The sequence below is a fragment of the Citrobacter sp. Cf116 genome (assembly GCF_030336505.1).
Classification (GTDB): Bacteria; Pseudomonadota; Gammaproteobacteria; order Enterobacterales; family Enterobacteriaceae; genus Citrobacter; species Citrobacter freundii.
Genome location: NZ_JAOWEQ010000029.1, coordinates 117,244 through 126,169, shown reverse-complemented (window position 1 = coordinate 126,169; position 8,926 = coordinate 117,244). Strand labels below are relative to the sequence as shown.

The following is an 8,926-nucleotide window of genomic DNA, read 5'->3' as shown; positions in this document are numbered from 1 at the left end:
TTGATATTTCAGTCGTGAAATTATTCACGATGTCGAAATGGTTAAATATTGTTCATCATCATGGATAACGAACTGAAAAACCTTCGCCTCAATATCAATCAGCTGGCAGCGGTGACCGATCTTCATCGTCAGACGATCTCCAGCAGGCTGAATAACGTTGAGCCTGCTCCGGGCAGTAATTCTCGTCTCAAGCTTTATTCTGTTGTCGATATTCTCCGGGAACTGCTGGGCCGGACCACGGCACCCGAGCTGGTGGATATCGATAAGATGTTACCGCCGGATCGTAAGGCATGGTTTCAGTCTGAACGCGAGAGGCTTAAATTCCAGCAGGAAACAGGTGAGTTAATCCCGGCATCGACAGTGACCCGAGAATTTTCATCGATGGCAAAAGCCGTCGTTCAGGTGCTGGAAACGCTGCCGGATATTCTTGAACGTGATTGCGCGATGACGCCTGCAGCTGTCGTTCGGGTGCAAAAAGTCATTGATGACCTGCGAGATCAGATAGCCCTGAAGGTTGAGCAGGCAGATACACCGGAACAGGAGGACAGTTCGCCAGAAGAGGAGTAAGCCATGCGACAGGCCACGGCGGCGGAGCTAAGAAAAAACACTGCCGGGATCATCAGAGCACCGCGCCGAATGCCTGTAGCCGAAGCCGTACATAAATATATGCGTGTTCCGGTCGGTGTGGGTAACTCCGTTGAGTGGGATCCTAATCTTGCCCCTTATGTTGTGGAGCCGATGAACTGCCTGGCATCACGCGAATATGATGCTGTCATTTTTGTTGGCCCTGCCCGAACGGGTAAAACCATTGGTCTGATTGATGGCTGGGTGGTGTACAACGTTGTCTGCGATCCGTCTGACATGCTCATCATTCAGATGACGGAAGAGAAAGCGCGCGAACACTCCAAAAAACGTCTGGCCCGAACATTTCGTGTCAGCCCGGAAGTGGCATGCCGGCTGAGTCCCTCACGCAATGACAACAACGTGCATGACCGGACTTTCCTTGCCGGGAACTACCTGAAGATAGGCTGGCCGTCTATCAACATCATGTCATCCTCAGATTTTAAGTGTGTGGCGCTGACGGATTACGATCGCTTCCCGGAAGATATCGACGGGGAAGGGGATGGATTTTCGCTTGCTTCAAAACGTACCACCACCTTTATGTCGGCGGGGATGACGCTGGTCGAGAGTTCACCGGGCAGGGAAATCACCAATACGAAGTGGCGGAAAAAGTCACCTCACGAAGCCCCTCCCACGACCGGGATCCTGTCTTTATATAACCGCGGCGATCGTCGCCGCTGGTACTGGCCATGTCCACATTGCGGGGAATACTTTCAACCAGCCATGGAGGCGATGACAGGCTACCGGGAAACGTCTGACCCGGTAAAGGCCAGTGAAGCGGCGCATATTGATTGTCCGCATTGTAGCGGCATGATTACCGCCGACAGGAAGCGGGAACTGAACGGAAAGGGTGTCTGGTTGAGAGAGGGACAAACTATCGACCGTGAGGGCAACATCACCGAAGAAGCCCGACGCTCGCGCATTGCCTCGTTCTGGATGGAGGGACCAGCGGCGGCATACCAGACATGGGCGCAACTGGTCTACAAATTACTGACGGCGGAACAGGACTATGAGGCCACCGGAAGCGAAGAAACGCTCAAGACCGTAATTAATACTGACTGGGGGCTTCCTTATCTTCCCCGTGCAGCCAGTGAGCAGCGACGTGCTGACGTGTTGATGCTGCGGGCAGAAAATTATGGCAAACGACTTGTGCCGCCGAAAGTCCGTTTTCTTCTGGCGTCGGTGGATGTGCAGGGTGGGAAGAAGCGCCGTTTTGTCGTCCAGATCATCGGGTACGGTGAAAACGGCGAACGCTGGCTGGTGGACCGCTATAACATCCGCCAGTCCCTGCGTTGTGATGAAAATGGTGAGGCACAGCAGGTGCATCCCGGATCCTATCCGGAAGACTGGCAACTGCTCATCACGGATGTCCTCGAAAAAACCTATGCATTGCAGTCAGACCCTTCACGACGGATGCCCATTCTTGCAATGGCTGTCGACAGCGGCGGGGAAGATGGGGTAACGGATAGCCGGTGCGGTTGTTGAGGTTATGGGCGTTCGTGGTGCGATGACCATTCGAGTAACTACACCAACAGCCGCAACAAGCGGAGTTACCAATGCTCAATTTACTTACATCAATCATGGTGATGACTATTTGCCGGGCTGGCGACGGGATTTTAACACCGCAAATCCCCCGCCTGTATCTTATCCGGTGGGTGCCCCCATTCCCTGGCCTTCAGATACCCCACCTGCTAACCACGCCATTATGCAGGGGCAGCCATTTGATAAGTCTGCCTATCCACTACTGGCTGTAGCGTATCCGTCCGGGATCATCCCTGATATGCGAGGTCAAACGATTAAAGGTAAGCCTGATGGTCGTGCAGTATTGTCACAAGAGCTTGATGGTATTAAGTCACACGACCACGGCGCAACGGTCGCAAGCACCGACCTCGGAAACCGAGACACCACCGGATTTGATTACGGAAACAAAGAAACAACAGGTTTTGATTACGGAACAAAAACAACCGATGTTCAGGGTAATCATGCGCACAATTACACATTCCTGGAATGGAAAGCAGGTTGGGGATTTCCAGGAGGCAATGAAAATATGGGCTCTGTTACACGAACTACCTCCACCAATGGTGCTCATGCACACAACGTTTATATAGGTGCGCATAGTCATATTGTTGGCATTGGGGCACATGCCCACTCTGTTTATATTGGCGCGCACAGCCATGGTGTAACAGTTTCACCGTCAGGGCATGCGGAAAACACCGTAAAAAATACTGCATTTAATTATATAGTGAGGCTTGCATGATAAAATTAATTCTTTCAGCTCCTGTTCCTGAAATCGCGAAAGCATTTGAGCGGCATTTTTATGATGATGAAAATGTAGAAATTATCAGCAAGCCTTTTGAAACAATTCCAGACTTTGACTGCATGGTCAGCGCTGCTAACTCTTTTGGACTGATGGATGGCGGTGTCGATGCAGCTATTACAGCGTTTTATGGCAAACAGCTGATGAGCAGGGTTCAGCAGCATATTGTTAATGAGTATTTGGGGGAGCAGCCTGTTGGTTCTGCTTTTATTATTGGGAGTGGAGATCATAAACATCCTTGGCTGGTTCATGCTCCTACGATGCGTGTGCCTTTGATTATCAGCGGCACTGATGCAGTTTACCTTGCTACACGGGCAGCATTGCTTGCTGTATATCACCACAACAAAACACAATCTGAACACAATAAAATTGGGCGTGTTGTTTTCCCTGCTATGGGGGCAGGATGTGGGCAGGTATCGCCTGACAGTGTAGCAGCACAAATGAAACTTGCGTGGTGCAGTATTATAACCCCGTCATCCTGTATTAACTGGCAGTATGCTCTTGGAAGACAGAATGCTGTTTATTCATCCTACAATGGAGTTTTATAATGACTTTTAAAATGAGCAACACCAATCGCACTATTACTATTTACAATCTATCATCTTCCACAAATGAATTTATCGGTAAGGGAGATGGATATATCCCAGCAAATACTGGTTTGCCTGCTTACAGTACTGACATAGCACCACCAGCTGCGAAAGATGGATTTGTCGCTGTGTTTGATTATGAGTCTGGTAAATGGTCACTCGCAGAAGACCATCGAGGGAAGATTGTCTACAATATCCACACGGGGGAAAGTATCACAATTAACCAGTTAGGGAAGTTGCCTGATGATGTCGTTTCCGTTGCTCCTGAAGGCCATTTTGTTAAGTGGGACGGGAAAAAGTGGGTGCATGATGCTGATGCAGAAAAAACAGCGCAGATTACTCAGGCAACACAACAAAAAGAAAACCTACTGGCTCTGGCCGCCTCAAAAATCGCTCCTGTACAGGACGCAGTTGATCTTGATATTGCAACAGAAGCGGAAGCGGCACTTTTACTGGCATGGAAAAAATACCGTGTTTTACTTAACCGAATAAATCCAAATGACACACCTGATATTAACTGGCCTGAGCAACCTGCAGAACAAAGTATAAGTGGTTAAATCATAGTTGAATGGTGGGGCTTAGGGATGCTAAATCCTTCAGAAAGCAGCCAAAAATAGGCTGCATATTGTTTATACTTTGGTTCGATCAGATCTAAGCTGATATTTAATCTTCTTTATGAGGCAGTATTCTCGAATAAATAACAAATTAATTCTCTTGCTAAATTTTTGTGTGCCAGAGAATGGGGTAACTGCCTTTTTTATATAATGGATTTGTTCTTCGTTAAAGGAGCAATAACCATTAATTTTTGTACTTATTCTTTTGGCTAGACTATATGTCTGATGAACAGAGGGTGCTATAGTCTCAATTTCGCTCTTGCCTTTTTTATTAAGTAATTCATTGAAAACTCCCATGGCACATATTATATCATCGATATCTTTTTTTTGAGGTGCGTTAGTTATACTATTTTTTCGTACTCGATATAAAACAAGGGTATCGGTCATACGTTTAATTTTTTTTGATAGAAGATATGTTTTGGGTATTAATGCTATATCTTCGTAATGTCTGCCAACTGGAAATCTTAACGTATTAAATATAAATCTTTTGTAAACTCTTGCCCATGGGAACCATTCATTTTTTAAAAATGTTTCACGAAGATTACTTATTGAATCTATTGTCAAAGTCTCGTTTGTAGATACGATTGATACTTCTGTTACTTTTTCCTTGTTGTCGTCATAAAATCTATTCGCATTAAACTCAATTAAATCAATATCATTAAGCTTTAGCGTTGGGGTGATCTTTTCCCAGAATGTTGAATCCCAAAGATCATCACCATCTAAAAATGCTAAATACTTACCTGAACATACATCAATACCTGCATTTCTGGCTGCAGACACCCCTTGGTTTGTTTGGGTTATTAATTTAATCGATTTGTTTTTATTTTCACTTATGAATGATTCTATTTCTTTAAGGGAATTATCCGTCGACCCATCATTAATCACAATGATCTCAACACTATCATCTATTTGTGATGATACAGATTGCAAACATTCATAAATGTAATCTTGGCAGTTGTAGCAGGGGATTATGACGCTTAACAAGAAAGGGGTATCCATTAAATGCATCCTTGAGTTAAAAACTTAATCCAATTTAAACTTCTTACGAAGCTGATGACCTTCTTCGGCTTTTTATTTTACCATGCTGGAGTAGGAAATCATCGTGTAATTGCATACAGTCCAAGAGGATTTCCAGTAACAACGGGCTGTTCTTGTCCAGTATGGCGACTTAATATGTTTAATCTGAAACCAGCCACATATCCGCCTCTTCAAACATTTCCTGAACAGTACGACTTATCTGTTCCTTCTCATGCTTGCTGGCGTCAGTGTTGATCGCCGGCAGTGTCATCATCGGTTTTACCCGAACATCCGCATCGGGGAAGATCCGGTGAACCCTCTTGGTCAATTCGCCCAGAATGATATCTTTTGCACCGGGCAGCCCATCAAAATTTCTTTTGTCATAAACGAGTTCCACGAACATTACTCATTGCTCCTTTACTGGATGGATATACAGTATTTATACTGTGTTTTTATCCGGTATTCAAGAGAGGGCGTGATGATGTCACGACGCAGCGATACTGAAATAGCCTGGTATGCTTCGATACAGCAGGAACCAAATGGCCGGAAGACCGTCACCACGCAACGGTTTGTCCAGGAACTGAGCAAGGTTAACTGGAACTGGACGATGAAGCAGGCCAACGAATGGATCGAGTGGTATGTGACAACATTCCGCGATGTATCAACGCAGGAAGGCGAGAACCGTACTTTTCAGCTGTTCAATCCAAACGGAGGGCTATAGCCATGGGCTTTCCTTCACCTGCGGCAGATTACGTTGAAACAAGGATCTCCCTCGATCAGCAGCTAATCAGTCAGCCCGCAGCGACTTATTTCATGCGGGCATCGCGTTCACATTTCAGGGAAGGGATAATCCAGGGGGCGCTACTTGTTGTTGATGCGTCACTTTCTCCCTGTGATGGCTCGCTGCTGATATGCGCGATAGACGGAGAATTCAGGATCAAGAGATATCGGACTCATCCTCAGCCCCACCTGGTTAATCTGGAGAACGGGAGAAGGGAGGCGCTGCCAGCAGATGATGACGGTTACAGTTCTGCGCCCGCTATATTCGGAGTGATCACGTACATCATTAATGATGCCAGGAACGCGGAGTTTGATGACTGCCCGGTTATGTAGATAAAAACGTATCCATGAGGAAGGATAATTATGCTTGTTTGGTGGCTATTTAACCACTCATTACTTTGTTGGAATTTAAGTTAAAAATATTAGATATCAATCACAAAGATTTAATGACAACCATCTTTGTAATGACTATAAAGTTACCCCCTCGCTAGGGATAAAGCGTATCCAATATGCATTGCTGTGTAATTACGGGGTCTGTTGATGTCACCAGACCCCGTCTTTTCATCATCGACTACACACAGCTGCTATCCTGCCAGGCGAATTCTAATTTGGGCGGGGTTTCTCCCCAGTAATTCCCCAAAGTTTCCCCGTGCAAAAGGCAGGCATAAAAAAACCAGCCGTAAAGGCTGGTTCTTAAAGGAGTTTTTGGTCGGCACGAGAGGATTTGAACCTCCGACCCCCGACACCCCATGATGGTACGCAACTATCTCAATGGCAACTATGTGTCAAGAGTGGACCTAAATTCGCAACCAGAAATTGTTTAATACTTGGGCAGTTCAGTTTTTTTAGATTTAATTAGTTATGCTCAAAATTGATTAACTGGTTTTTTCATTTCTGATATGATAGAGATTGTAAATCTAATGATAGTGAAGTCGTAGGGTTTAATTTCATTATTTTTATCTTGTATTTATACGTTAATAATGTAACCAGTATTAATGTGAACAGGAGTGAGTTTTGAAAATTGAGTGGAAACAAGTTTTTCTATACGCATTAACCCCAGCACTGATAGCCGGTTTTTTCTCTGTGTTACCAAAACTATATGATATTGCTGTGGAGCCAAAGGCGGAGCTTACATACTCAGTAACTAATGGGCCTGAAATACAAGCATCCGATAGTTTTCAAAGAATAGTATCAATTACTATTAAAAATAGTGGAAAGCGCTACCTTACTAAAATATCTGCGGATTTAAGTGTAAATAAAGGAGTTGTTCAAGCATATAAATTATATGACCTCAGAGGGTTAGAGCCGAAAGTATCATCTTTAAGTGATACCTTGAAAATAGAACTGCAGAAAATGCACCCTAATGAGCAATTTGTAATCTCTGCTTTGTTATCTAGCGATACAAGTAATATTAATCCTGATTTTACTTTAAGAAGCGAAGAAATTCTTGGTACAATAACTAAAGATGCTGATTCTAAAAAAGATAATTCAATATCTGGTGGGATACTTGCCGGCATTGCTGTTTTCATTATGTCTATACTATTTTTGGGAAGGTTTTCGAAACCTGTTTCTTATTATAAGCAAGATTTCATGTTCTACATAACTGCTCGACTCGGGCTGCCTGAAATATCCAAGGTTATTGGGTTTGATGATTCAAATGTTACATATTTAAGAATGGCCGATATATTACTGGCACATGGTTTATTATGTAAAGATCGCTCTAGATTTATTACGGCTTTAAAATCACTTTTGTTGATTAAAAACATGGCATCAACATCTAAGGAAATTGTAATTAGCAATATTAAAACCCTTGAAGGGGATAAGTATGATCAAGATGAAATTAATAACTTAGAATCTAAATCAATAGCATCAGTAAAAATTATTGATTTTAGAAAGTTAGTAGATGAGCTTGCCGAAAAAGAAACAATTCAAACTGATTGTTAATAAAGCTATGGTGGTGCTAATGATTAGTGATTAATTATGCACCATTATAAATCTACTATCTTTGTATTGAATCTGCAATGTCCACTCTTCGCTCAAAGCAGATGTTTTTTTCTCTGTCGCTTCGTACATCAACGCAAAGCTTCTATTAATTCTGGTCCTTGATTCTTAACATCCCCAATGGCACGCGTCACGGCGTGCCATATAAATTTATCAGTCGGAATGATAAAGTCGGATGCAATCTCAATTGCTTCTTTTCCTCCAACATCCAGCCTCATCCATTCGCGTGCGGCTTTCGGTGACAGTACCAGCGGTCGCCTATCGTGAATATCTATCAGCCCTTTATCGGCAGCAGCCGTCACTATCAGAAATCCTTCAGCTTCATCTCTACGCTCAAATGGTGTGCTGCCAATAGCCGCCATGAATATCGGTTGACCATCGGCCCGATGAATGAAGTAGGGTTGTTTCGTGTCGCCTTCCTTTTTCCATTCGTACCAGCCATCAGCAAAACAAATTGCCCGGCCATGTTGCCAGAGTGGTTTAAACATTCTGCTGGTGGCCGCAGTTTCAGAGCGAGCATTAATTAGCGGTGGTTTATCCCACCACCTAGGGGCATATCCCCAAATGACAGGGTCAAGGTGCAGTTGTTCATCACGTTCGCTCAGAAGCAGAACTTTGGTGCCAGGCGCTACGTTGAAACGTCCTATGGGTTCTGGATCGTATGGAATGTCGCGTCCAGCTTCTTCTGAGAGCAGGGCGAGATAGTCTTCACGCGTCATTGACTGGGAAAATCTTCCACACATTTTCACCTCCAGGTTGTACTTGGAAGTATAGGTATTAGCTCAGAAAGTGTTGGTATATTAAGTACAGATAAACGAGTAACTAGTTGAATTTTATGATGTAGAAATATTGCGGATATACCAGTGAGAAAAGTTAAGTTATTGAAAATATTACCAATGAAATCGGTCTCGAAAACCGGAGTAGGGGCAACTCTACCGGGGGTTCAAATCCCCCTCTCTCCGCCACTATTCAAACACTTAGCTCAATTC

Annotated in this window: 8 protein-coding genes, 1 tRNA gene and 3 pseudogenes; 9 read left to right on the top strand and 3 right to left on the bottom strand. The window is 44.2% G+C overall.

The window, feature by feature from the left end:
- Window positions 1-60: 60 nt before the first annotated feature.
- The 5 genes and pseudogenes from OGV74_RS04745 (at window position 61) to OGV74_RS04725 (ending at window position 4,082) form a co-directional block, all read left to right on the top strand.
- Window positions 61-567: a DUF1441 family protein gene (locus OGV74_RS04745; protein ID WP_047358011.1), complete on the top strand. Its 507-nt coding sequence runs from the start codon at window positions 61-63 to the stop codon at window positions 565-567.
- Between the two features lie 3 nt (window positions 568-570).
- A pseudogene (locus tag OGV74_RS04740) lies at window positions 571-2,091 on the top strand (phage terminase large subunit family protein); the annotation flags it as partial.
- A pseudogene (locus tag OGV74_RS04735) lies at window positions 2,087-2,878 on the top strand (phage tail protein); the annotation flags it as partial. The pseudogenes OGV74_RS04740 and OGV74_RS04735, both read left to right, overlap by 5 nt.
- A pseudogene (locus OGV74_RS04730) lies at window positions 2,875-3,468 on the top strand (macro domain-containing protein); the annotation flags it as partial. The pseudogenes OGV74_RS04735 and OGV74_RS04730, both read left to right, overlap by 4 nt.
- A gap of 17 nt (window positions 3,469-3,485) precedes the next feature.
- The gene (locus OGV74_RS04725) at window positions 3,486-4,082 is read left to right on the top strand and encodes a tail fiber assembly protein (RefSeq protein ID WP_065554953.1); all 597 of its coding nucleotides are present in this window, start codon (window positions 3,486-3,488) and stop codon (window positions 4,080-4,082) included.
- Window positions 4,083-4,154: 72 nt separating this feature from the next.
- On the opposite strand, the gene OGV74_RS04720 is transcribed toward OGV74_RS04725, so the two are convergent.
- Window positions 4,155-5,138 (bottom strand): glycosyltransferase family 2 protein, encoded by a 984-nt coding sequence (locus OGV74_RS04720; protein WP_052951270.1) that lies wholly within the window; start codon window positions 5,136-5,138, stop codon window positions 4,155-4,157.
- Window positions 5,139-5,316: 178 nt separating this feature from the next.
- Window positions 5,317-5,559 carry a DinI family protein gene (locus OGV74_RS04715; RefSeq protein WP_003840850.1) on the bottom strand — a complete coding sequence of 81 codons (243 nt, stop codon included), beginning with the start codon at window positions 5,557-5,559 and terminating at the stop codon, window positions 5,317-5,319.
- Between the two features lie 75 nt (window positions 5,560-5,634).
- Here OGV74_RS04715 and OGV74_RS23360 point away from each other — a divergent pair, with 75 nt between their 5' ends.
- The 3 genes from OGV74_RS23360 to OGV74_RS04700 all read left to right on the top strand — a co-directional run bounded on the left by OGV74_RS23360 (window position 5,635) and on the right by OGV74_RS04700 (window position 7,880).
- Window positions 5,635-5,877, top strand: a complete 243-nt coding sequence (locus tag OGV74_RS23360; protein ID WP_047357984.1) for a hypothetical protein — start codon at window positions 5,635-5,637, stop codon at window positions 5,875-5,877.
- 2 nt (window positions 5,878-5,879) lie between these two features.
- Window positions 5,880-6,269 carry a HumD family translesion DNA polymerase gene (locus tag OGV74_RS04705; RefSeq protein ID WP_047357985.1) on the top strand — a complete coding sequence of 130 codons (390 nt, stop codon included), beginning with the start codon at window positions 5,880-5,882 and terminating at the stop codon, window positions 6,267-6,269.
- A 681-nt stretch (window positions 6,270-6,950) separates the two neighbouring features.
- Complete coding sequence (locus OGV74_RS04700) at window positions 6,951-7,880, top strand: hypothetical protein (protein WP_047357986.1); 930 nt, start codon at window positions 6,951-6,953, stop codon at window positions 7,878-7,880.
- 128 nt (window positions 7,881-8,008) lie between these two features.
- Here OGV74_RS04700 and OGV74_RS04695 read toward each other — a convergent pair whose 3' ends face one another.
- Window positions 8,009-8,680, bottom strand: coding sequence for an SOS response-associated peptidase (locus OGV74_RS04695; RefSeq protein WP_047357987.1), 672 nt, complete (start codon window positions 8,678-8,680; stop codon window positions 8,009-8,011).
- Between the two features lie 97 nt (window positions 8,681-8,777).
- Here OGV74_RS04695 and OGV74_RS04690 point away from each other — a divergent pair.
- Window positions 8,778-8,902 (top strand) — tRNA-OTHER (locus OGV74_RS04690).
- The last annotated feature ends 24 nt before the right edge of the window (window positions 8,903-8,926 follow it).

Coding starts and splice junctions, on each gene's coding strand:
- OGV74_RS04725 (WP_065554953.1), top strand. CDS start 3,486: ATGACTTTTAAAATGAGCAACACCAATCGCACTATTACTATTTACAAT.
- OGV74_RS04720 (WP_052951270.1), bottom strand. CDS start 5,138: ATGGATACCCCTTTCTTGTTAAGCGTCATAATCCCCTGCTACAACTGC.
- OGV74_RS04695 (WP_047357987.1), bottom strand. CDS start 8,680: ATGTGTGGAAGATTTTCCCAGTCAATGACGCGTGAAGACTATCTCGCC.
- OGV74_RS23360 (WP_047357984.1), top strand. CDS start 5,635: ATGATGTCACGACGCAGCGATACTGAAATAGCCTGGTATGCTTCGATA.
- OGV74_RS04745 (WP_047358011.1), top strand. CDS start 61: ATGGATAACGAACTGAAAAACCTTCGCCTCAATATCAATCAGCTGGCA.
- OGV74_RS04715 (WP_003840850.1), bottom strand. CDS start 5,559: ATGTTCGTGGAACTCGTTTATGACAAAAGAAATTTTGATGGGCTGCCC.
- OGV74_RS04705 (WP_047357985.1), top strand. CDS start 5,880: ATGGGCTTTCCTTCACCTGCGGCAGATTACGTTGAAACAAGGATCTCC.